Raw genomic sequence first — 23,938 nt, forward strand, 5'->3', positions numbered from 1 at the left:
ATCCTCGACCTGCTCGGCCCGCGGCCCGATGCCGTGATCACCAGCCAGTGGACACCGATCAAACTGGGGGATCTGGCCGGAGCCAGTAACCCTGGCCTGCGCGAGTTCGAGACGCAACTGATCGAACAGGAGCAACAAGTCCGCGCCAGCGCAGCGGCCAACGAAGGCAAGGCAGTGATCAGCTTCACTCAGCCGTCGCTGCGCCTGAGCACCTTTGGCAGCGACCCGACACTGGTGGAGGAAGACAACGGCCACTTCATCGTGCCCATGAATGCCGAGCTGACCAGGTACTGGGACATGGTCGAATCGCGTCTGTACAACCTGCGCCACAACCTGACCCTGGATGGCAAACCCTTGTCTCTGCCGCTGTTTGCCGCGCCTCTGGACCCTCGCGCCCTGCTCGCCGCCTACGCCAATGGCGCCACCGAAGGCGGTGCGGGCAGCCTGCTGGCCCAGGAAACGCCGCACTACCGCTACGCGGTGATGTTCAACCGGGCAAGTAGCGCAGTGGATAACCTGATTCAGTTCGGCAATACCCTGCTGTCGATCATCGAACGCAAGGAACAAGGGCAACTGATAGAACTGCAACAGCAGCAAGCGTGGAAGTTTGCGCAGTACGCCATCGACTTGCAGTTGGAAGCTCAAAAGGTCGAAATCGAAGCGCGCAAGGCGCTGCAAGCCGCCAAGGCCATAGCCGATGCCCGGGCCAGCTTCTACGGCAAGCTGGCGGATGAGAATGTCACTGACATTGAGATCGATGCGGCTGTTTCTCATATGAAGGCCAGAGTGGCAAGCGGCAGCGCATCGGTCTCGAAGGCTGTTGCTGCAGCACTGAAACCCGTCCCCAACCATCTGGGAGTTCATTCAGGCGCAGTTGCCGGGTACGTATGCGGGGCCGCAACCGGCATGGCAGGAGGAGGATTCCAGCTTGAAGGTATTCCTCAAATGGTTGCCATCGGCGCAGAGGGTCTCGCCACACTCGAAGACAGCATCGGCACCGCTCTGGAACATACGGAGTTTTTCCGGCGTCGTTTGCAGGAGTGGGAAAACTCTCGTGATCAGGCCAGGCTGGAATCGGAGCACATCGACACGCAACTGGCCGTGCATGACGCACAGACCCGCATCACCGCCCTGCAACTTCGTCAGGCCCAGGAAGCGAAGAAACAGGCCGAAGTCATTTATGCATTCCTCAACAAGCGCTTCACCCACAGCCAGCTGTACCAATGGCTCAACGGCCAGTTCTCGACCTTTTACTATCAGGCTTACGACGCCACTTTCTCTCTATGCCTGGCAGCCCAAGCCTGTTGGCAATACGAAATTGCCGACTACGCGACCACCTTCATCAAGCCCGCCGCGTGGAAAGACGCCTGGCGTGGCCTGACCGCTGGCGAATCGCTCAAGCTGAACCTGTTGCGCATGGATGCGGCGTATCTGACGCGCAACGACCGCAAGCTGGAAATCATCAAGACGGTTTCAGTGAAGCAATTGCCTGTCTCCACCGAAGAGGCCCCCAGCATCAATCCTGGCTGGGACGCCGTGGTCGCTCGCCTGGCAGAGGAAGGCATCGCCGAATTCGAGATCACCCAGGCGATGCTCGACGCCGACTATCCCGGCCACTACCTGCGCCGCATCAAGCGCGTCAGCGTTTCGCTGCCGGTGACAGTAGGCCCTTATCAGGATATCCGCGCCATCCTCACGCAAACCTACAGCGCCGTACAGATGAATGGTCCGCAAGGGGCGCTGAAGGAAAACATGCGCGCCAGCCAGCAGATTGCGGTTTCAACCGGCGTCGATGACGACGGCATATTCGTTTTCAACTTCGATGACGAGCGCTATCTGCCCTTTGAAGGCACCGGAGCGATTTCCCGTTGGGCCTTGCAGTTCAGTGCCAGCCAGGAGGGCATGATCGCCTCGATCACCGACATCATCGTACACGTGCGCTACACCGCGAAAAGCAGCTGACAACGGAGAGCCAGAGCCATGGACGCTCAAGCACAATCGCAACAACCATCGCAGCCGGCAGTCGCGACGCCCTCGCTGCCCAAAGGGGGTGGGGCCATTCAAAGTATTGGCAAAAGCTGGGGGGCCGTTGGCAGCAACGGTTCGGCGTCTCTGGAAATCGCCTTGCCTGTAAGCCCTGGTCGAGGCTATGACCCTGCGCTCTCGCTCAGATACCAAAGCACCATCGGCAATGGCCTGTTCGGTATTGGCTGGAGCCTGAACCTCGGCTGCGTGGCGCGGCGGGCCAGCAAAGGCGTGCCCGGCTACAACGACGATGATCTGATCCTCGGCCCCAATGGCGAAGCCTGGTTGCCGGAGCGCGACGCCAATGGTGTCATCCAGTTCACCAGTGCCAGCAGCTATAACGGCCATGATCTGGGCAAGACGTATCAAGTGGTTCGCTATTTCGCCAGGATCGAAGGCGCGTTCGAGCGAATAGAACACTGGCGCATCGACCCGGTCGATCCGGGTTTCTGGCTGATTCACGGTGCCGACGGCAGCCTGCATTTCTACGGCAAGAAATCCAGTTCACGCAGCACCGACCCGGCCGACGCCAACCGGGTCGCCGAGTGGCTGCTGGAAGAAAGCATGAATGCCACGGGCGAACATATTCTCTACGAGTACAAGGCCGAGGACGAAGCCGGCCTGCCCGATGATTATCCTCGGGACTTCATTGCCCAGTGTTATCTGTGGCGGGTGCGTTATGGCAACGCCAAGGCCCATCCGGTGCTGTACCTGTGGGACGAAGACTCGCTGGAAAACCTGGAGTGGCACTTCGACCTGCTGTTCGACTATGGCGAACGCAGCATCGATCCAAAGACCATACCGACCTATGCGGAGCAGGCTGAATGGCCGGTGCGCAGCGACCCGCACTCCAGCTTTGCCTATGGCTTCGAGCTGGGCAACCTGCGGCTGTGTCAGCAAGTCCTGATGTTTCATCACTTTGCGGACGAACTGGAGGAGTCACCCTTGCTGGTCCAGCGCCTGCTGCTGGAATACAAACAGACCACTCTCAAATACAACGCGCTGGTCGGTGCGCATTCACAGGCCTGGGACGGGACAGCAATGCATCAACTCCAACAGCAGCCCACCCTGCAATTTACCTACAGCGAATTCGATAGCAAAAACGACATTTACAAACCAATGGATTCGATGCCGGGCCTCAATGACGGCCAGCGCTATCAGATGGCCGATTTGTACGGCGATGGCTTGCCCGGCGTGCTCTATAAAGAGGACAAGAGCTGGCGCTATCGGGAACCGGTACGCGCTGATACAGGCGGTGCGGATGCCGTAGCGTACGGTCCGTGGCAGGAGTTGCCCAAAATCCCGACTGCCGACTCAAACACACCGGTACGCCAGGCGCTCACCGACATGACCGGCGACGGACGGCTGGACTGGATCGTTGCCCAGCCCGGCATGTCCGGTTTCTTCACACTCAAGCCGGACCGGAGCTGGTCAAGCTTTGCGAGCTTCGCGGCCTTCCCGCCCGAGTTCTTTAATCCTCAGGGGCAGATGGCCGATCTGGTGGGTAACGGGCTTTCGGATCTGGCCTTGATCGGCCCACGCAGCGTTCGGCTGTATGCCAATCGCCGGGCGGCGGGCTTCGCAGCACCGACTGACGTCACACATGACGATGACCGCTTGCCACTGCTCAGCGACAGCCCCAATGAACTGGTGGCATTCGCCGACTTGCTGGGCACCGGGCAGCAGCATCTGATCCGCATTCGGCACAATGAAGTCCGCTTCTGGCCAAATCTGGGGCATGGGCGTTTCGGCAAGGGCCAGCTGTTCGCCAGCTTGCCGTTCAGCTATGAAGCATTCGATTCGAGCCGGATTCTACTGGCCGACATGGATGGCTCCGGAGCCAGCGACCTGCTTTACCTTGAACCTGACGGTATTCAGGTTTTCATGAACGAAGGCGGCAATGCTTTTGCAGCACCCTTCCAGCAAGTCTGGCCCGATGGGATGCACTATGACCGCTTCTGTCAGGTCAGTGCCGCCGACCTGCAAGGCCTGGGTTTTTCCAGCCTGGTCATCACCGCACCGCACATGCAACCGCGCCACTGGACCATACACTACGCCGCAAACGCGATGGGCACGCAGCATAAGCCCTACATGCTCAAAGCCACGGACAACCATATGGGCGCGACAGGTGAAGTGACTTATCGCAGCTCGGCCCAGGAATGGCTGGATGAGAAAAAGGACTTGCTTGCGGAAGGCAAGGCCGCTGTCTCGCATCTGCCATTTCCGGTTCATGTGGTGGTCAAACAAACCCAGAAAGACCTGGTGACGGGCAACACACTGACCCAACTGTTCCAGTATCGACATGGCTTTTACGATCCTCGCGAACGGGAGTTCCGTGGTTTCGGCCGGGTCTTGCAGACCGACACCGAAACACCGCCCCAGCAGCAGGAAGGCTTTACCGCGCCAGTACTGAGCAAAACCTGGTTTCATACCGGACGCGACCCACAGCAGTCTTACGACGACTACGACACCCGCGATCCGCAGGCAGTGCCGCTGGGTGAACATCTGCTGTCCCGCTACGACTCTGCGACCCAGACCGAGCAACTGATCAGTGAACCTGACCAGGCCGCTCGCTGGGCAATGGCCCGCGCACTCAGCGGTTCGCCATTGCGCACAGAAGTCTCAAGCACGGACGGCGTGCTGTATTCCGTACAAGCGCAACGCTATCTGGTACGCCAGCTTCAGCCACGATCACCACATCAGCCTTACGCCTTGATGATGCCGATGGCGCTGGAATCCATCACTTATCAATACGAGGCCGAGCAGCTTGATGACCCTATGTGCCAGCATCAGTTGAACCTGGCCTGGGACCATTACGGCACCGTGACTTACGCCGTAACGGTGAGCTATGCACGGCGCAAGAAGCCGCAGGATACGCCACCTTTCGAAGACCCCTGGCAGCAACAATGGTGGCAGGCGTCCCATGACGAAGCGCAGCAGAACTTCTACCTGAACGAGGCTCGCAGCGCAGTCATTCATCTGGACAGCCCGCAAAGCTGGCGCCTGGGGTTGCCCTACAGGATGCGCGGCAACGCCATGGTCGTTCCGGCAAGCGTACTGGCACCGTCGCAGATCAGCTACGAGCACTTCATCGACCCGCAAGGCACATTCGCCGCCCTGCCCCGCACACTCATCGGCCTGTCGGTACAACGCTACATCGGTGCAGGCGATGGGGAGGCGACTTTTCAGGCGCTGGCCGACGCCGTCGAAAACGCAGAACTGGACGATCACGCGCTCAGCGCCTACGAGCGCGTCATGGATGCCGATCAACTGGCCATCAGACTCGCAGAAGTGGGCTACCAACAGATGCCCTCGTTCCTGCCCGATGACGGTTTGAACCTCTGGTCGGTCAAGCAGGGATTCTTCACCTACGCCGGGCCTGAAGCCTTCTATCGCATCACCACATTCAGGCCGACGCGCAGCCATGGCTGGACCAGCGTTGAATACGACCCCTACAGCTTGTTCGTGAACAAGATCACCGACCCGGTGGGTTGCATCACCACAGCGACTTACAACTACCGCGTGCTGCAAGTGTTCCGGATTGTCGATCCCAACCACAACACCCAGGAGGCGGACTACGATGCATTCGGTCGGTTATGGGCCAGCAGTTTCTACGGCACCGAGCTGGGCCAGGAGGTCGGCTTCGATCCGCTCGATCCCGAGACCCGCGTCTGGGGTGGCAGCAACGAGGCAATCAATTCGCCTGCAAGTGCCCTGAGAAATTCGGCAGCCGTTTATTACTACGACGGCAATGTCTCATTTGGTACGGGCAGCATCCCCTTTGCCAGTGCGGTCCTTCAGGCAGACCGCTACCCGGGCGATCCGCAGAAACAGATCCGCATCAGCCTGGTTTCAGTGGATGGCTTCGCACGCACCTTGCAGACCCGGCAACTGGTCGAGGATGGCGACGCCTATGCGGTCGACGAATACGGCAAGCTGATACTGGAAGGCGGCAAACCGAAAATCGTCCACGCCTCGCCCCGCTGGCGGATAAGCGAGCGTGTGGAATACAACAACAAGGGGCTGGCGGTGCGGGTCTATCGCCCATACTTCGCCAACCGTCATGTCTATGTGAAAGACGAATCGTTGCGTGAACATGGTTATTTCGACCGACAGTTCTACGACCCGCTGGGGCGCCCGACCATTACCCTCACCGCCAAGGGCTGGATGCGACGTCAGACTTACCGCACCTGGTACAGCATCAGCGAGGACGAGAACGACACAGCTGAAGAAATGCTGGCATTGAAGGCGTCAGGAGAGCACTGATGAGCAATGCACTGCACTCCCACACCCCGATTGTCACTGCTATTGACGGGCGGGGCCTGACGGTGCGCGCAACCGAATATCGCAAACTTCAGGACCAGGACGAACCGCTCACCCTGACGTCGCGCATGGCCTATGACGCAGCGGGCCGCCTCACTGCGCTCTGGGACCCACGCCTGTGGGCACTCGCGCAACAGGATGCAGCATCACCCACCACCCGTACTTACCGTTACAGCCTTACCAGAGTCCCGCTGTTGACCGAGAGCGTGGACGCTGGCTGGGAACTGACCTTATCGGCTGAGGCCAGCAATGTCGTTGAAAGTTGGGATGCACGCGGCAGCACACGGCAGATCAAATACGACCCCTACCTCAGGCCAGTGGCGACAGTGGAAATCGACGCACAGCAGAATGCCCGCACGATCATCCGCTCGGTGTATGCCGACAGCAGCGATGATTCGGCCGAACACAACCGGTGCGGTCAACTGGCTCGCCTGGATGACACCGCAGGCTCGCTGCATTTTCCCGATTACGGGGTTCTGGGCCAGCTTCTCAGCCAGCCCAGGCAATTCCTGAAAACCCCGGAACTGCCTGACTGGACAGACGCAACGGACTATCTCGACCTGGTGGAAACCGAAGCATTCACCACGCACTGGCAGTACAACGCTGTCGCAGAGCCGACACTGCAAACCGATGCAAGAGGCAATGCCCAACGTGCGGCCTACTCGGTTGCAGGCAACCTGAGCGGCGTCTATCTACAACTGAATTCACAGGACGAAACCACGCTTGTGGATGGCATGGTCTACAACGCATTCGGCCAGGTAGAAAAACAGACAGCGGGAAACGGCGTGGTCAGCCAGATCGTTTATGAGGCATCCACCGGCCTGCTGCAAAGCCTGACCGCTGGCCGCGCAGGCAGTGAAGCCTTGCAGTCGCTGCATTACGGTTACGACCCGGTCAGCAATATCCTGATGATCGAAGACAACGCCCAACCGATTCGCTTCTTCGCCAACCAGCGTATCGAACCCATCAGCCACTACCGCTACGACACGCTTTATCAATTGATCGAAGCCACAGGCCGTGAAGTCAAAACCGGTGCCAGCCATGGCCCCGCCTTGCCCGTCCTGCAAAACCTGCCGCCCGACCCGAATCAGGTCAGCAACTACACCCAGAGTTACAGCTACGACAGCGCCGGCAACCTGTTGCAGATGCGCCATGTCGGCGCACAAGCCTTTACCCGCACCCTGCGCGTGGCACCGGACAGCAACCGCAGCCTGCCCGAAGGTGAAGTGGAGGTGGATTTCGACACCGCCTTCGACGCCAATGGCAACCTGTTGCAACTGGTGCGCGGCCAGACGCTGGAGTGGGATTTACGCAATCAGTTGCAGCAGATCACCACCGTCACCCGCGCCACCGCAGCGAGCGATAACGAGCATTACATCTACGAAGGCCAGGGCCAGCGCTGCCGCAAGATCCACAGCGCCCAGACCTCCAGCCGCACGTTGAGCAATGAAGTGCGCTACCTGCCAGGCCTGGAAATCCGCACTACCGCCGATGGCGAAATCCTGCATGTCATTACGGCCCAGGCCGGTCGCAGCAACGTGCGGGTTCTGCACTGGCAGGCCGGCCAGCCGAACGACATTGACAACGATCAAATGCGTTACAGCCTGGACGATCATCTGGGGTCGAGCACCCTGGAGCTGGACCAGCAAGGAGGCCTGATCAGCCAGGAAGGCTACTACCCGTTTGGCGGCACGGCCTGGTGGGCAGCGCGCAGTGCCGTGGAAGCGAAGTACAAGACGGTGCGTTACTCGGGTAAGGAACTCGATGCCAGCGGGCTGTATTACTACGGTTTTCGCTATTACGCACCATGGTTGCAGCGCTGGATCAATCCGGACCCGGCGGGCGATATCGACGGTTTGAATTTATATCAGATGCTGGGTAACAACCCCATCAGTCGATTCGATCTGGATGGAAGAATGGATTCATCCGGACAGCAAGATCGAAGCAAAGCCAAAAGGAGACTTATCCACAATACGGTTGTTCATCTGGCAGCGCTGAAACTTATTAAAGAGCGGGTCAATGCAGTCATACAGCAGATAGAAAACTATCTGGACCATGAGGAGCGTGGTATCTCGGCTGTCAAACGCAGCACTTCCCTGATGGGCCAGACTACCGCAAAAATGGCCGGCTCTACAGGCGGTGGCGCTGCAGCGGGAGCCTTGGTTGGGGCAATCGCATGCGGAGCATGCGGCCCCCCCGGGTGGGTGGCGGGCGGAGCTGTACTCGTCGGTGGGTTCGCAGCCGCGAAGGCATCAGGGTACATAGCGGAAAAAACCACTGGCAGACTGAAATGGAACACGGCCATCAATTTGAAAAACAGCGAACTGGACCCTGAAAAGATATTTGATGAAGCTTCGCAAACAGCCCACTCACTGCATGGGACGGTGATACATGCGGCCCGTGAATATACCGATCTAAGAGATCAAAAAGCACGCAACAACATGATGAAATTGATGGCTGGAACAGCATTGGAGCAAACACCAGTGGTCGGTATTGCCATAAAACACGCTCCGGAATTCGTGGAGCTGACATACGAAATACAGCACAGCGAAAAACAGATAGAACCTGAGAAATGGGGGGAGCTGGACACCCATCTGAATACACTGGAGACGGACTTGCTAGAAAGGATGAACGCTCTCAAAGATGAGTTTGAAAGAATCGGCATAGAGTCGGTAAAGGTCAGTGTAATACCGTTGAAAGAAAGAGCATCGGTTGAAACCTTGAACAAAAAGATGAGAACGGTAATGGGCATTATTAAAAACGCCCGAGACCTGTCCATTGAAGCAAGGAAACCGAGTCGACAAAACTCAAAGTTCAAGATGACTAGATTGTGAAAACGACAGGTGAAGCGAATTCGCGCAGACCTGCTGATGCTGTAGATACCGCTCGTGGCCAAGGTCCCTCCCATATGGCCCTGTGGGAGGGGCCTTGGCCGCGATCAGGGGGGATGTGACATACGGCCAAACCGGCCAATGTCACTGAACTAAACTCATGTCAGACCGCAAACAGGGACGCTTGCGAATGAACATGGCACTGCACACTCACACACCCAGGCTGCTCGTTATCGATCCGCGTGGATTGGCGCTACGCAGCGTTGAGTTTTGTCGCCGCGAGCAGGATCAGCCTGTCGATGAGCGTGTGACCTGCCAGGCCTACAATGCGGCTGGACATCTGGTCAGCCAGCGTGATCCTCGTCTTGCACTTCCCAACCTCAGCACGGCTTACAGCCTCAGCAATCAGGCGTTGCTGACCGAAAGCGTCGACGCCGGCTGGCGGCTCGGGTTATTGAACGAAGCAGGCTTGCCGGTTGAAGGGTGGGACAGTCGCGGTAGCCAACGCCAGGTTGAATACGATGCTGTGTTGCGTCCGTTGGCAATCACCGAAGACGGGCAAGTAACCGAGCGGCTTGATTACGGTGGGCCAGATGGTTTTGAGCACAACCAGTGTAACCGGCCAGTTCGCCATGACGATACGGCGGGGACTCGCCATCTACCGGATTACGGTGTGCTCGGGGCTGCACTGATCGAAGCCCGGTATTTTTTGCTTGATCCAGAAGCACCGGATTGGCCACTGGACGAAGCAGAGCGCGATGCCCTTCTGGAAAGCAATCGCCTGGAAACACAATGGGCCTTTAATGCCTTGGGCGAGCCTCTTCTACAGACCGACGCCATCGGCAATGCGCAGTCCTTCAAGCAGACCGTGGCCGGGCAATTGAAAGCCGTCGATCTGACGTTATCCGGTGCAACGCAAACGCTGGTCAGCGATATCCGTTACAACGCCTTCAATCAGATCGAGCAGGAAACGGCGGGCAATGGTGTGATCAGCCACTCGATCTACGATCCTCAAGATAGTCGTTTGATAGAAATCCGGGCGGGCAGCCCGGCGTTGCAGCACCTCATCTACGCTTACGATCCGGTCGGCAATATCCAGCAGATCGAAGATGCTGCCCAACCGATTCGTTACTTCGCCAACCAGCGCGTCGAGGCGATTAATCAGTACCGCTACGACACGCTCTATCAGTTGATCGAAGCAACGGGCCGTGAGGTCAATATCGGTGCCAGTCACGGTCCTGCCCTGCCCGGTTTGCAGCCGCTGCCGCCTGATCCGAACCAGATCAGCAATTACACCCAAAACTACGACTACGACGCGGCGGGCAATCTGTTGCAGATGAGGCATGTCGGCGCGCAGTCTTTTACCCGCACCATGCGCGTAGCCCCGGACAGTAACCGCAGCCTGCCCGAAGGTGAAGTGGATGTGGATTTCGACACAGCCTTCGATGCCAACGGCAACCTGCTGCAACTGGTCCGCGGCCAGACGCTGGAATGGGATCGACGCAATCAATTGCAGCAGATCACCACCATCACTCGCGCGGCAAAGGCCAACGATCACGAACGCTATATCTACGACGGCCAGGCCCAGCGCTGCCGCAAGATCAACAGCACCCTGACCTCCAGTCGCATGCTGAATAACGAGGCTCGCTACCTTTCGGGCCTGGAAATCCGCACCAACGCCGATGGCGAGATCCTCCATGTCATCACCGCTCAGGCGGGGCGCAGCAGCGTGCAGGTATTGCACTGGCAGGCAGGCCTGCCGAGCGGCATCGCCAACGACCAGGTCCGCTACAACCTGGGCGATCACCTGGGATCGAGCACTTTGGAACTGGATCAACAAGGCGACCTGATCAGCCAGGAAAGTTATTACCCGTTTGGTGGCACGGCATGGTGGGCGGCTCGCAGTGCATTAGAAGCGAAGTACAAGACGGTGAGGTATTCGGGCAAGGAACGCGATGTCAGCGGATTGTATTATTACGGCTTCAGGTATTACGCACCGTGGTTGCAGCGGTGGATCAATCCGGACCCGACGGGTGATGTGAACGGGTTGAATCTTTTTTGTTTTGTGGGTAATTCCCCCGTCTGTCATAAGGATATGGACGGCAGGATTTATATAGGGGTACGAGACCCAGTCGAAGAAGAGATACTGAACGCCGGAAACGTTATCATGTTTCGGGGCCTGGATGAGTTCCCGGATGATTTAAAAGAAAATATAAAAAGAGCCTTAGTCAGCAATCAAATCACCTACCAGCATGCAGGCGAAATGATAAGGTATTACCCAAACGAAAGCGCCGACATTATGCGCAGCTTCTTTGGCTACCAATATTCTGATGTCGTACACGACGTTACCCACTCGTGGGAATCCTCTTATATACGGGCCTCTGAATACCTGAGCGATGATGGAGAAGGAAAGTTTCTTGGAATTAGAACCCCTAACGAGAAGCTCAGCGCCTTTATTTTCCCCGAAGACCCTCTAGGCCGGATAGCCATAGATACCAGACATGCCTATACAAAAAAGCTGCCTCATACCATAGGCCACGAGCTGACGCACATAGACGACGTACTGGAAAGTGCAGTAAAAGGCCCTTCCTCAACGGACAATTACTATATCTTCGCAGAATACATCTCCCTATTGACAGGGGGAGGAAATATAACCCAGAAACCCCCATACCAAGCCGTTTCCGAAATCATCACCAGTGGAGGTTTGAACTTGAACTATTTCTCATACATCTTACCGGCCGCCAACAATTTCATAGAACGGGTCAAGACTTTTTATCCTGCCCCTGAGTTCATCACAGATTTAAATACTGCAATCACTCAATTTAATCAAAACCCCGGTATTGCTGCCAGGGTTTCCGCCAATAATGCTGACAGCCTAATGCATGCAGCCCATCACTTACACGAGTATTACATGAAAAACATCTTGACGCAGACTGCCCCTACAACACAGAGACGCGGTCAGCCATAAAAAGAGATACGAAGTTGACGGCATTCGCAAAAAAGTATTCCGGCCTGCAAGAATACAGGAGGCCTATTCCCGGATAAATCCGGTCCTACATGATTCGATATATGGACAAGCCATCCAATCGCCTTGAACTAAACTCATGTCAGACCGCAGACAGGGACGCTTGCGAATGAATATGGCACTGCACACTCACACACCCAGGCTGCTCGTTATCGATCCGCGTGGATTGGCGCTACGCAGCGTTGAGTTTTGCCGCAGCAAGCAGGATCAACCTGCCGATGAGCGGGTAACCTGCCAGGCCTACGATGCCGCGGGACGTCTGGTCAGCCAGCGTGATCCTCGTCTTGCACTTCCCAACCTCAGCACGACTTACAGCCTCAGCAATCAGGCGTTGCTGACCGAAAGCGTCGACGCCGGCTGGCGGCTCGGGTTATTGAACGAAGCAGGCTTGCCGGTTGAAGGGTGGGACAGTCGCGGTAGCCGACGCCAGGTTGAATACGATGCTGTGTTGCGTCCGTTGGCAATCACCGAAGACGGGCAGGTAACCGAGCGGCTTGGTTACGGTGGGCCAGATGGTTTTGAGCACAACCAGTGTAACCAGCCAGTTCGCCATGACGATACGGCGGGGACTCGCCATCTACCGGATTACGGTTTGCTCGGGGCTGAACTGACCGAAGCCCGACATTTTTTGCAATCCGTGGAAACACCGGATTGGCCACTGGCCGAAGCAGAGCGCGATGCCCTTCTGCAAAGCGACCGCCTTGAAACGCACTCGGCGTTCAATGCCGTGGGCGAAACGCTTCGGCAGACCGATGCCATGGGGCATGCGCAGTCCTTCAAGCAGACCGTGGCCGGGCAATTGAAAGCCGTCGATCTGACGTTATCCGATGCAACGCAGGCGCAAACGCTGGTCAGCGATATCCGTTACAACGCCTTCAATCAGGTCGAGCAGGAAACAGCTGGCAATGGCGTCATCAGCCACTCGCTATACGACCCTCAAGATGGTCGTTTGATGGAAATCCGGGCGGGCAGCCCGGCGTTGCAACACCTCATCTACGCTTACGATCCGGTCGGCAATATCCAGCAGATCGAAGATGCTGCCCAACCGATTCGTTACTTCGCCAACCAGCGCGTCGAGACGATTAATCACTATCGCTACGACACGCTCTATCAGTTGATCGAAGCAACGGGCCGTGAGGTCAATATCGGTGCCAGTCACGGTCCTGCCCTGCCCGGTTTGCAGCCGCTGCCGCCTGATCCGAACCAGATCAGCAATTACACCCAAAACTACGACTACGACGCGGCGGGCAATCTGTTGCAGATGCGCCACGTCGGCGCGCAAAACTTTACCCGCACCATGCGCGTGGCGCAGAACAGCAACCGCAGCCTGCCCGAGGGTGACGTGGATGTGGATTTCGATACAGCCTTCGATGCCAACGGCAACCTGCTGCAACTGGTCCGTGGCCAGACTCTGGAATGGGATCGACGCAATCAGTTGCAGCAGATCACCACCATCACCCGCGCCACCGAAGCCAGCGATAACGAACGCTACATCTACGACGGCCAAGGACAAAGATGCCGCAAGATCAACAGCACCCTGACCTCCAGTCGCACGCAGAATAACGAGGTTCGCTATCTGCCTGGGCTGGAAATCCGCACCACGGCCGATGGAGAGGTTTTGCACGTCATCACCGCCCGAAACAGTCGGGTTTTGCACTGGCAGGCAGGTCAACCGAGCGGTATTGCCAACGATCAAATCCGCTACAGCCTGAGCGATCATCTGGGGTCCGGCACCCTGGAACTGGACCAGCAAGGCAACCTGATCAGCCAGGAAAGTTATTACCCGTTTGGCGGCACATCGTGGTGGGCCGCGCGCAGTGCTGTGGAAGCGAAATACAAGACAATTAGATATTCAGGTAAGGAACGCGATACCAGCGGGTTGTATTACTACGGATTCAGGTATTACGCGCCATGGCTACAACGCTGGATAAACCCGGACCCGGCGGGTGATGTGGATGGGTTGAATATTTTCCGTTTTTCAAGAAATTCGCCCATGGTGTGGGTAGATCCGTCGGGCTCAATCCCTTTTCATTTTACTGATCTAGAGAATGCACTCCTTAAAAAGGGGGATCCGGTTCAGGCAAAGGGGCTTGAAGGTATTGGCCGGTGGAACCTGACTTTTGGGTCTTCTCTGGCGATAGGGCTGTCGTCCAGCAGAAAGGGACTGGCCTTTGCACATAAAACCATCAATCAACTGATGCTGCCTTTTGCGCCCCAGGCAGATCGCGAAACACTACTGAGTTACTACCGAACCTCGTTTGAAGCCAGCCCTCAGACCGACATTCAAATTCTAAAGATGGCAAGCCAGCGTATCGGCACCCTTTCTTCGTCCCTTCAAACCTGGGACAGCGCCAGACTGGTCGGCATGCGTGAGGACCAGACCACTAAAGAAGTAGCCTGGCAATATATCAATGATCCTGAACACCATTTATTCATGCGGGTCGGCCCTATCAATGAAGTGCCTCATCAGGCAGCCTGGAATATCATTCATGAGGCATCTCATATGTTCCTGGATACAGAAGACCTCTGGTACATAAACATGCCCGGTGCAACGGCTAAACAAGCCATGGGGGATGACTCATACGGCGGAAGAGTCGAGATTCTCGCTCAAGTACAAAGGCTTCAGAGACGTTACGCAAACCTGATATGGGATGGACCTGACGCAGCAAACTTTGACAGCACAGCCTTCAGCGAAGACCCGTTGCAGCGCACCCGGATAATGTTGAAAAACGCCGATTCCATTTCTCTGGCGGTTTCGGTTATCAATCAACAATTCAATGGTCCGATGGCCAGCCTTACCGTGCTTGATGAACCATCATCCCGCATCCAGGCCTTGAATCTCGCCATCACCAAGGCCCCTGTGCGGGTTGAGCGTCGACGTTTATCCCTATGAGAAATAGTCGCCCTTCAATGACTTGAGCTTATGGCCTGTTTGCGAATGAGTTTGCACAACATCATCGCTCAGTTGCGCCGATCCAGCAGATTGACCACCAACCGGTCAATCCAGCCCCAAAGCCGCTGCTTGACCCTGCGCCACAAAGGTCGGGCCTTCCAGGCGTCCAGAGTGATTTCGGTGCTCTGGGCGAAATCCTTGTCGAAGCTGGCAACCACATCACGGGTCAAGGCAGGGTCGATGGCTTCAAGGTTCGCTTCCAGGTTGAAGCGCAGGTTCCAGTGATCGAAATTGCAGGAGCCAATGCTGACCCAGTCATCGATCAGCACCATTTTCAGGTGCAGGAAGCGCGGTCGGTACTCGAAGATTTTCACCCCGGCCCTGAGCAGACGCGGGTAATAGCGATGCCCGGCGTAACGCACCGAGGGGTGATCGGTGCGCGGGCCGGTAAGCAGCAAGCGAACATCAACGCCCCGCAAAGCCGCCTTGCGCAGTGAACGGCGAACTTTCCAGGTGGGCAGGAAATACGGCGTCGCCAGCCAGATACGTTTCTGGCCACTGTTCAGCGTACGAACCAGAGACTGCACGATATCGCGATGCTGACGCGCATCTGCATAGGCGACGCGCCCAAGGCCTTGCCCGGACTCAGGGGCTCTGGGCAGATGCCTGAGGCCAAAGTCTTCCATGGGCCGCCATGCCGTGCGACGCAGGTTGGCGTGGAACTGGCGATCAAACAGCGCCTGCCAGTCGATCACCAGCGGGCCAGTGATTTCCACCATCACTTCATGCCACTGGCTGACCGGATGACTCGGCTCCCAGAACTCATCCGTGACACCCGTACCGCCCACTACCGCCAATGCCTTGTCCACCACCAGCACCTTACGATGATCGCGGTAAAAATTGCGGATACCCCGTCGCCAGCGAATGGGGTTGTAGAAACGCAGGATCACTCCGGCGTCGGTCAGTTGCCTGCGTAATCCAGTGCTGAAAGCCTGAGAGCCGAAGTCGTCAAACAGGCAGCGCACGATCACACCGCGTCGTGCGGCTTCGGCCAACGCTCGAACGATGGCGTCCGCACAGGCGCCTGCTTCGACCAGATACAGCTCCAGATCGACCTGCTGCTCGGCGCGGTCGATGGCGGCGATCATGCGCGGGAAAAATGTCGGGCCATCAATCAGCAGTTGAAAGTGATTGTCCGGGCGCCATGGAAAGATCGCTCCCGCCACGTCAGCGTGCCGTGAAGATCAAAACAGCGATAGCGAGAGTGGCGCGGGCCAGCAGCGTGGGCATGAAAACTCCGTATGCACATTCGAGGACAACCTTATCCGGCTGTCAGACCGCTGGCAAACGACTCCGTTCGTCCATCAAGGCTCCTCAGGCAATAAACGACAGCCCTGACGTGCGCCCTGCCACGCCGCAACGCTGCTGCGTCCCAACCCGCTGGCACTGACCGATTTGTTGAGGGTGTCGTCCGTAAAGGTTGCAGGAATGTATTGCTTGACGTAACTGCGGCAGTAATCGGCAGGGTTGTTCATCACATAACGACACGAACAATATTCCTTGGCCGTGTAGGCACTGATGATGATGGGGAACGCCTGCAAGGCAACACGGTATTGCCAGGCCAGTACCGCGATCATGAAGACCACCAGCAAGAGCAGGCTGCTGAAAGGACGACGCAGGATAAACATTCGACGTTCGCTCATTGCCCGCCCTCCTTGCCGAAGGCCACTCGCAGCAGTTTGAGCATCCGGTTGTGATCGTAGCTGCCGTCGCGGTCATCGGCATAGCGCACGATCACCAGCCTTTCAGCAGGAATCACATACAGCGCCTGCCCCCAGTGCCCGAGCGCCGCGAAGGTATCGGGCGGCGCATCCGGCCACGGGCCATGGCCACCGTCATGGGTCCGATTGAGCCACCAGTGTCCGCCCGGCACCTCGGCGTTCGCTTGCACGTTCTGGCCAGCAAAAGGAGTCAGGACAAAATCCATCCAGGCAGTTGGCAGCAACTGCTTTTGCTGCCAGCGCCCGCCACGCTGCATCAACAGGCCTATACGCGCCAGATCACGGGCGGTCATGTAGGTGTAGGAAGAGCCGACGAAGGTGCCGCTGCCATCGGTTTCCCATGTGGCACTGCCAATGCCAAGCGGGTCGAACAGCGCGGTCCATGGGTAGTCCTTGTAAGCCTGTTCACCCACCATGTTTTTCAAGGCGGCGGACAGAACATTGCTGTCGCCGCTGGAATATCGATACGACGTGCCCGCAGCGCTGGCAATCCCATGGCTGGCCGTAAAACGGGCCATATCGTCACGACCTCGGGTGTAGAGCATGGCCACGACCGATGAGTTGAGCGGCGCGTATTCATAGTCCTCCTGCCAGTCGAGGCCCGACGCCCAGTGCAGGAAGTCTTGAACGGTAATGTCTGGATGCGTCTTGAGCGGGCTGTAGAACTTCGCGACGGGATCATTCAACTGGAAGCGCCCTTGCCCGAATGCTACCCCCAACACAGTGGCCAACACGCTTTTGCTGATCGACCAGGTCAGGTGCGGCGTCTGGGCGGTGGTAACTCCGGCATAGCGTTCATAGACGATGCGACCGTCACGAATCACCAGCAGGGCATCGCTGCGAATCCCTGTGCGGGCCACATCGTCGCGAGGCGGGAAAGCGTAATCCTCCAATGCTTTGAGAGCACTGGTCGGCCTGGCTGGCTCAACGCTCCATTGCTCATTCGGCCAGTCTTCGGCCAGGGCCGGGAAGATATTCAGGCTCAGCAAACACAACAGGCACAAGCGAACAAAACGGCGGGGCATGGCCAGAGTCTCTGGAGGATAACCGGCCAACATTAGCAGGGATTCATGACAGAACCGGGTAGCCCGGTAGGAGTAATGCTGATCAGTTAAGGCATACACAAAACTTGTGGGAGGCAGCTTGCTGGCGAAAAGGCCTGTGAAGTGCGGAAATTCTGCGCCTGTACGCTGAAGTCGCCAGCAAGCTGCCTCCCACAAAGTGGTTTATGACCTTAACTGATCGGCATTACCCGTCACACAACCATCACCAAAGCTTCACCTCCATGACACGACTGCTCCCTAGCCTGCACATACAGCAAGCGCTTGGACAATTCAGTCAACCGGCCGCACTTGCATGGCTGGCTTATGGAGACTTCGCATGACCCAGATTGCCCGCATCCGTGACAACACTTCTGACCGTCGTCTTCAGGCCGAGCGCCTGATCGGTACACACGCCCTGCAGGAAGCTCAGGCGTTGCGTTTCAGCGTGTTCAGCGAAGAATTCAACGCCCGTCTCAAAGGCGCTGAACTGGGTCTGGATATTGATGACTACGATGTCCACTGCTCGCATATCGGTGTTCGCGACCTCAACACCGGTCGCCTGGTCGCCACCACCCGTTTGCTCGATCACAAGGCCGCAAGCTCTCTGGGCCGTTTCTACAGCGAAGAAGAATTCAGCCTGCACGGCCTGCTGCACCTGCAAGGCCCTATCCTGGAGCTGGGCCGCACCTGCGTTGACCCGGCCTACCGCAACGGTGGCACCATCGCCGTGTTGTGGAGCGAACTGGCAGAAGTCCTCAATGAAGGCGGTTACAGCTACCTGATGGGCTGCGCCAGTATTCCGATGCAAGACGGCGGCATTCAGGCTCACGCGATCATGCAGCGCTTGCGCGAACGCTATCTGTGTACCGAGAACCTGCGGGCTGAACCCAAGAACCCGCTGCCGACACTCGACATTCCCGGTAACGTGATCTGCGAGATGCCACCACTGCTCAAGGCGTACATGCGCCTGGGTGCGAAGATCTGTGGCGAGCCTTGCTGGGATGAAGATTTCCAGGTCGCCGATGTGTTCATCCTGCTCAAGCGCGACGAGTTGTGCCCGCGCTATGCCCGTCACTTCAAGGCAGCCGTGTGATGAGCCGCCTGCGCAGCCATGCGCGTGTTGCACGGGTGTTGCTGGTGATTGCTGTGGGGCTGACAATTGCCGCAGCCTTTGCGGTGATGGAGCGTCTGAAAGTCGGCAGTTCCATGGAGCGCCGACAACGCTGGACTCGCTGGTTCATGGCACGCTTGACCAACGCCCTGCCCTTTCGGGTGACGGTCAGCGGCAAGCTGCCGACTCAGCCAATGCTGTGGGTCAGCAATCATGTGTCATGGACGGATATTCCGCTGCTGGGCATGCTCGCTCCGCTGTCGTTTCTGTCCAAGGCCGAGGTACGGACCTGGCCGGTTGCAGGCTGGCTGGCGCTCAAGGCGGGAACCCTGTTCATTCGTCGTGGCTCGGGCGACAGCCGCCTGATCCAGCGGCAGATGGGCAGCCATCTGCAACACGGCACGCCATTGGTGATTTTCCCGGAAGGCACCACCACCGATGGCCGCGCCCTGCGCACCTTCCACGGTCGCCTGCTGTCCAGCGCCATCGAAACCGGTGTGGCCTTGCAGCCAGTGGCGATTGCTTACTCGCGTAACGGCAAGCCTGATCCGATTGCGCCGTTCATTGGCGATGACGATCTGCTGTCACACTTGCGTCGCCTGTTCGCCAACGATCAGGGTGATGTGCATATCCATCTGCTGGAGCCGATCCCCACTGCCGGCCTGGAACGTGCAGCCCTGGCCTTCAAGGCACAACAGGCGGTTCAAGTGGCGTTGTTCGGTGAGGCCGTTCAGCCGAACGAAGTGGTATCGCGCCCAGCCAGGGCTGCTTGAGCGAAGTCCTGCAACAGCGGATAGAACTCGTCGAAATCCGCACTCAAGGGTTGGTACAGCGCCTGCAATTCCTGCATGGCGCCCGCCAACCCTTCAGGCCGTGACAGACGCCTGGAAATCCCGCCCAGCACTTGTTCCAGCACTTCGAAATCCCGGTATGAGCCCAGCCAGTCCTGTGCCGCCATGCGAGGCGCAATCAGTGCCAGCCGCTCGGGCAATTGGCGCTCGGCGGCCAATGCGCCGTACACCTTGCGGGTGAAGGCTTCCAGAGGAACGTCGGCATAGCGGTGCCAGTCCCGTGCCAGGCAATGGTCGAAAAAGACATCCAGCATGATCCCCGCATAACGCCGCCGCTGCGCCGGGAAACGAGCCATCGCGTCCTTGATCAGCGGGTGGTTGTCGGTGAATGAATCGATGCTGCGATGCAGTCGGATCGAGGCTTCAAGTTCCGCAGGAAAACGCCCCGGCAAAGGCCCTTTGACGAAGTCGCCATACAGGCTGCCGAGCAATTGGGCGGGCCGCTGGCCGCCAAGATGAAGGTGCGCGAGGTAATTCATGGAGCAAAGCCTACGCCGTTTTCAGGGGGCAGGTCCATATATCGTTATAACCCGATATACCGATTCGATCCTTGCTTAGCGCAATTCCATATTTGTATATCGCGAAATACAGATATAAGGTTCGCTCCATCGCGATATACCGTTAGTGAGAACGACATGACCATCGACCTCGACGAAATAATAAAAGCCCTGGCGCACCCCTTGCGCCGCGAGATCCTGACCTGGCTAAAAGATCCACGAGCCAGCTTCCCGACTCAAGAGTACTCCATCGAACACGGCGTCTGCGCCGGTCAGATCGATCAGCGTGCGGGCCTGTCGCAATCCACGGTTTCTGCCCACTTGGCCACCCTGCAACGCGCAGGCCTGATCAGCAGCAAAAAGGTCGGCCAATGGCATTTCTTCAGACGTAATGAAGAAGTCATCGCAGCCTTCGTCAAAGCCCTGGTGCAAGAACTGGACAACCAGCCTTGAAGCCCGGCCCCAACAGGAGAAGCTACGTGCCCTTACCTCTACTTATTCTGGCCCTGAGCGCCTTTGCCATCGGCACTACCGAATTCGTCATCATGGGCCTGCTGCCCAATGTTGCCGCCGACCTGGGGGTTTCGATCCCCGGTGCCGGCTGGCTGGTGACCGGTTATGCCCTCGGGGTCGCCATTGGTGCCCCGTTCATGGCACTGGCCACGGCCAAGCTACCGCGCAAGGCCGCACTGGTCACGCTGATGGGAATTTTCATCATCGGCAACCTGCTTTGCGCTGTCGCCAGCGACTACAACGTGCTGATGTTCGCCCGTGTCGTGACAGCCCTGTGCCATGGCGCATTCTTCGGGATCGGTTCGGTGGTTGCCGCAGGCCTGGTCCCGGCCAACCGCCGCGCCTCTGCCGTGGCCTTGATGTTCACTGGCCTGACTCTCGCCAACGTACTGGGCGTACCGCTGGGCACCGCGCTGGGCCAGTACGCCGGCTGGCGTTCGACCTTCTGGGCCGTGACCGTTATAGGCATCGTGGCTTTCATCGGCCTGATCCGCTTTCTGCCGACCAACCGCAATGAAGAAAAGCTCGACATGCGCGCCGAACTGGCAGCGCTCAAAGGTGCCGGCATCTGGTTGTCATTGAGCATGACCGCGCTGTTCGCAGCCTCGATGTTCACTCTGTTTACCTACGTCGCACCGTTGCTGGGTGATGTCACGGGTGTCTCGCCCAAAGGCGTGACCTGGACCTTGCTGCTCATTGGCCTGGGCCTGACCGTGGGCAACGTCATTGGCGGCAAGATGGCCGACCGTCGCGTCTCGACCACCTTGATCGGCGTATTCATTGCCATGGCCGTGGTGTCCACCGCTCTGAGCTGGACCAGCGTGGCGCTGATCCCGACCGAGATCACGCTGTTCCTCTGGGCGGTTGCCTCCTTTGCTGCGGTGCCTGCCCTGCAGATCAATGTCGTGACCTTCGGCAAGGCCGCGCCGAATCTGGTTTCAACCCTGAATATCGGTGCCTTCAACGTCGGCAATGCGCTGGGCGCCTGGGTCGGTGGCAGCGTCATCGCCCATGGCCTGGGCCTGACCAGCGTGCCACTGGCCGCCGCTGTGCTGGCCGTGCTCGCACTGCTGGTCACCCTGATTACTTTCCGCCAGACCGCCAATCCCGATCTGGCTCCTGCTACCAATTGATCACTTAAGAGGGTTCGACGCATGACAACTATCTTTGACCCGATCACCGTAGGCGATCTGCAACTGCCTAACCGCATCATCATGGCGCCACTGACGCGCTGCCGTGCCGACGAAGGCCGGGTACCAAATGCGATGATGGCCGAGTACTACGTACAGCGCGCCTCGGCAGGCCTGATCATCAGTGAAGCCACTTCCGTCACGCCGCTGGGCGTGGGCTACCCGGACACACCCGGTATCTGGTCCAACGATCAGGTTCGTGGCTGGAGCAATATCACCAAGGCAGTTCATGGTGCTGGTGGCCGTATCGTCCTGCAACTGTGGCACGTAGGGCGTATTTCCCACCCTTCGTATCTGAACGGCGAAACACCTGTTGCGCCGAGTGCGATCAAGCCAGCGGGCCATGTCAGCCTGCTGCGCCCGATCTCCGACTTCGTGACACCACGCGCACTGGAGCTGGCGGAAATCGGTGATGTGATCGAGGCCTACCGTATTGGTGCAGAAAACGCCAAGGCTGCCGGTTTCGATGGTGTGGAGATCCATGCCGCCAACGGTTACCTGCTCGATCAGTTCCTGCAAAGCAGCACCAATCAGCGCAACGATCAGTACGGTGGCTCTCTGGAGAACCGTGCCCGTCTGCTGCTGGAAGTGACCGACGCAATCATCGAAATCTGGGGCGCCGGCCGTGTCGGTGTGCATCTGGCACCACGCGCAGACTCCCATGACATGGGTGATGCCAACCTGGCCGAAACCTTTGGCTATGTGGCGACCGAACTGGGCAAGCGTGGCATCGCGTTCCTGTGCGCACGTGAGAAGGAAGCAGGCGACAGCCTTGGGCCAAAACTGAAGAAAGCGTTCGGTGGCGTGTACATCGTCAACGAAAGATTCACCAAGGCCAGCAGTAATGCGTGGCTGGCAGAAGGCAAGGCCGATGCCGTCGCCTTCGGCGTGCCTTATATCGCCAACCCGGATCTGGTGGAACGCCTGGAAAAGGATGCCCCGCTGAACCCGGCCAATCCGGAAACCTTCTACGGTAAAGGCCCGGTCGGTTATATCGACTATCCGCGCCTTTAACAGCAATAAGCATCACAAGACCCTGACTCGAAAGAGCCAGGGTTTCTTGCATCGAAACACTTTACTTACTTTGTACTTTCAACCACGCCCTGCACATTACCGTCTGCATCCGTGATCGTGCCATCGGCCAACTTCCAGCGGCCATCGGGATACTTCACAGAACCATCGGCCAGTAACCAGGTGCCATCTTTATACAGATAGCTACCATCCGCATATTGTGTGGTTCCATCGGCATGCACGATAGTACCGTCCACTTTCTGCACCGTGCCGTCAGGACTGGTGACCGATTGCCCTTGTGCATCGGCAACACTCCCATTGGGATAAGTGACGGTCCCGTTGGGGTTGAATACGCTATTGAGCGGATGGACCAATTGCAGAACGCCCGTTGCCGTATTGATCACGTTCAATGTTGTTTCCAGACGCGATGGGCGTGCAGGCACAGGCGGCAGACTTGAAGCGCCGACAGTGGGTGCAGAGCCACTGGATACAGGTTTTGGCGGGACAGGCTTTGCAGGTGTCGGCTTGACCGGCGGCTTTGGAGGAAGTACCGGTTTGACCGGTGGTCTGGGAGGTGCCACAGGCTTGACTGGAGGCCGCTGCGGCCGGACGGGAAACTTGGGTGGCTTGGTTGGCGGTATGACCGACTTGGGTGGCTTTACTCCCACGGGCGGCCTTTGTTGCAACTCCGCAAACTTGCCGGAATCCGCGTGTACATCCGCCACATCGCCATAACTTTCGGCACTGTCCTCGACAGCATTGAACATTTCATTCTCTACATCTTTCATATTCTTGATTCCATTCATTATTGAAACTCCTGTTTAAAACCGCACCTCCACAGTAA

At 57.8% G+C, this 23,938-nt stretch carries 15 protein-coding genes; 10 read left to right on the top strand and 5 right to left on the bottom strand.

The annotated features are described in order from the left end of the window. From JL015_RS27030 to JL015_RS27050, 5 genes are all read left to right on the top strand, one after another. A partial coding sequence (locus JL015_RS27030) for a Tc toxin subunit A-related protein (RefSeq protein ID WP_445177113.1) occupies positions 1-1,962 on the top strand: 1,962 nt, incomplete at its 5' end. Between the two features lie 18 nt (positions 1,963-1,980). After that, the gene (locus tag JL015_RS27035; protein WP_025261655.1) at positions 1,981-6,291 is read left to right on the top strand and encodes a SpvB/TcaC N-terminal domain-containing protein; all 4,311 of its coding nucleotides are present in this window, start codon (positions 1,981-1,983) and stop codon (positions 6,289-6,291) included. Beyond that, the gene (locus JL015_RS27040; RefSeq protein WP_201020626.1) at positions 6,291-9,182 is read left to right on the top strand and encodes an RHS repeat domain-containing protein; all 2,892 of its coding nucleotides are present in this window, start codon (positions 6,291-6,293) and stop codon (positions 9,180-9,182) included. The genes JL015_RS27035 and JL015_RS27040 overlap by 1 nt, the downstream gene beginning before the upstream one ends. A 187-nt stretch (positions 9,183-9,369) precedes the next feature. Then, a complete protein-coding gene (locus tag JL015_RS27045) occupies positions 9,370-12,147 on the top strand; it encodes an RHS repeat domain-containing protein (protein ID WP_025261657.1) in 2,778 nt (925 codons plus the stop codon). A 166-nt stretch (positions 12,148-12,313) separates the two neighbouring features. Beyond that, positions 12,314-15,097: an RHS repeat domain-containing protein gene (locus JL015_RS27050; RefSeq protein WP_201020627.1), complete on the top strand. Its 2,784-nt coding sequence runs from the start codon at positions 12,314-12,316 to the stop codon at positions 15,095-15,097. A gap of 68 nt (positions 15,098-15,165) precedes the next feature. Here JL015_RS27050 and JL015_RS27055 read toward each other — a convergent pair whose 3' ends face one another. From JL015_RS27055 to JL015_RS27065, 3 genes are all read right to left on the bottom strand, one after another. Continuing rightward, positions 15,166-16,323, bottom strand: coding sequence for a phospholipase D-like domain-containing protein (locus JL015_RS27055; protein ID WP_201020628.1), 1,158 nt, complete (start codon positions 16,321-16,323; stop codon positions 15,166-15,168). Positions 16,324-16,461: 138 nt separating this feature from the next. Then, on the bottom strand, positions 16,462-16,800 hold the full coding sequence (locus JL015_RS27060) for an amidase (RefSeq protein ID WP_201020629.1): 339 nt from the start codon (positions 16,798-16,800) through the stop codon (positions 16,462-16,464). After that, positions 16,797-17,903, bottom strand: coding sequence for a serine hydrolase domain-containing protein (locus tag JL015_RS27065; protein ID WP_201020630.1), 1,107 nt, complete (start codon positions 17,901-17,903; stop codon positions 16,797-16,799). Before JL015_RS27065 ends, JL015_RS27060 begins: the two co-directional genes overlap by 4 nt. Before the next feature lie 355 nt (positions 17,904-18,258). On the opposite strand from JL015_RS27065, the gene olsB reads away from it, so the two are divergent. Together olsB and JL015_RS27075 are read left to right on the top strand one after the other, a co-directional pair. Then, entirely contained in the window at positions 18,259-19,014 is a 756-nt protein-coding gene (gene olsB / locus JL015_RS27070) for an L-ornithine N(alpha)-acyltransferase (RefSeq protein ID WP_201020631.1), read from the top strand. Next, on the top strand, positions 19,014-19,805 hold the full coding sequence (locus tag JL015_RS27075) for a lysophospholipid acyltransferase family protein (protein ID WP_201020632.1): 792 nt from the start codon (positions 19,014-19,016) through the stop codon (positions 19,803-19,805). The genes olsB and JL015_RS27075 overlap by 1 nt, the downstream gene beginning before the upstream one ends. Here JL015_RS27075 and JL015_RS27080 read toward each other — a convergent pair. Further along, the gene (locus JL015_RS27080) at positions 19,763-20,362 is read right to left on the bottom strand and encodes an acyl carrier protein phosphodiesterase (protein WP_201020633.1); all 600 of its coding nucleotides are present in this window, start codon (positions 20,360-20,362) and stop codon (positions 19,763-19,765) included. The two genes, JL015_RS27075 and JL015_RS27080, sit on opposite strands and share 43 nt — an antisense overlap. A 156-nt stretch (positions 20,363-20,518) precedes the next feature. On the opposite strand from JL015_RS27080, the gene JL015_RS27085 reads away from it, so the two are divergent. Genes JL015_RS27085 through JL015_RS27095 form a run of 3 tightly spaced genes read left to right on the top strand, consistent with a single transcriptional unit; the run spans position 20,519 to position 23,097 of the window. After that, positions 20,519-20,833, top strand: a complete 315-nt coding sequence (locus JL015_RS27085) for an ArsR/SmtB family transcription factor (protein WP_201020634.1) — start codon at positions 20,519-20,521, stop codon at positions 20,831-20,833. A 26-nt stretch (positions 20,834-20,859) separates the two neighbouring features. Continuing rightward, on the top strand, positions 20,860-22,026 hold the full coding sequence (locus tag JL015_RS27090; RefSeq protein WP_201007200.1) for an MFS transporter: 1,167 nt from the start codon (positions 20,860-20,862) through the stop codon (positions 22,024-22,026). A gap of 21 nt (positions 22,027-22,047) precedes the next feature. After that, positions 22,048-23,097 carry an alkene reductase gene (locus JL015_RS27095; RefSeq protein WP_201020635.1) on the top strand — a complete coding sequence of 350 codons (1,050 nt, stop codon included), beginning with the start codon at positions 22,048-22,050 and terminating at the stop codon, positions 23,095-23,097. A gap of 65 nt (positions 23,098-23,162) precedes the next feature. On the opposite strand, the gene JL015_RS27100 is transcribed toward JL015_RS27095, so the two are convergent. Continuing rightward, the gene (locus JL015_RS27100) at positions 23,163-23,900 is read right to left on the bottom strand and encodes a hypothetical protein (RefSeq protein ID WP_201020636.1); all 738 of its coding nucleotides are present in this window, start codon (positions 23,898-23,900) and stop codon (positions 23,163-23,165) included. Positions 23,901-23,938 lie beyond the last annotated feature (38 nt).

The sequence above is a fragment of the Pseudomonas cichorii genome (assembly GCF_015471405.1).
Taxonomy (GTDB): Bacteria; Pseudomonadota; Gammaproteobacteria; order Pseudomonadales; family Pseudomonadaceae; genus Aquipseudomonas; species Aquipseudomonas serbiensis.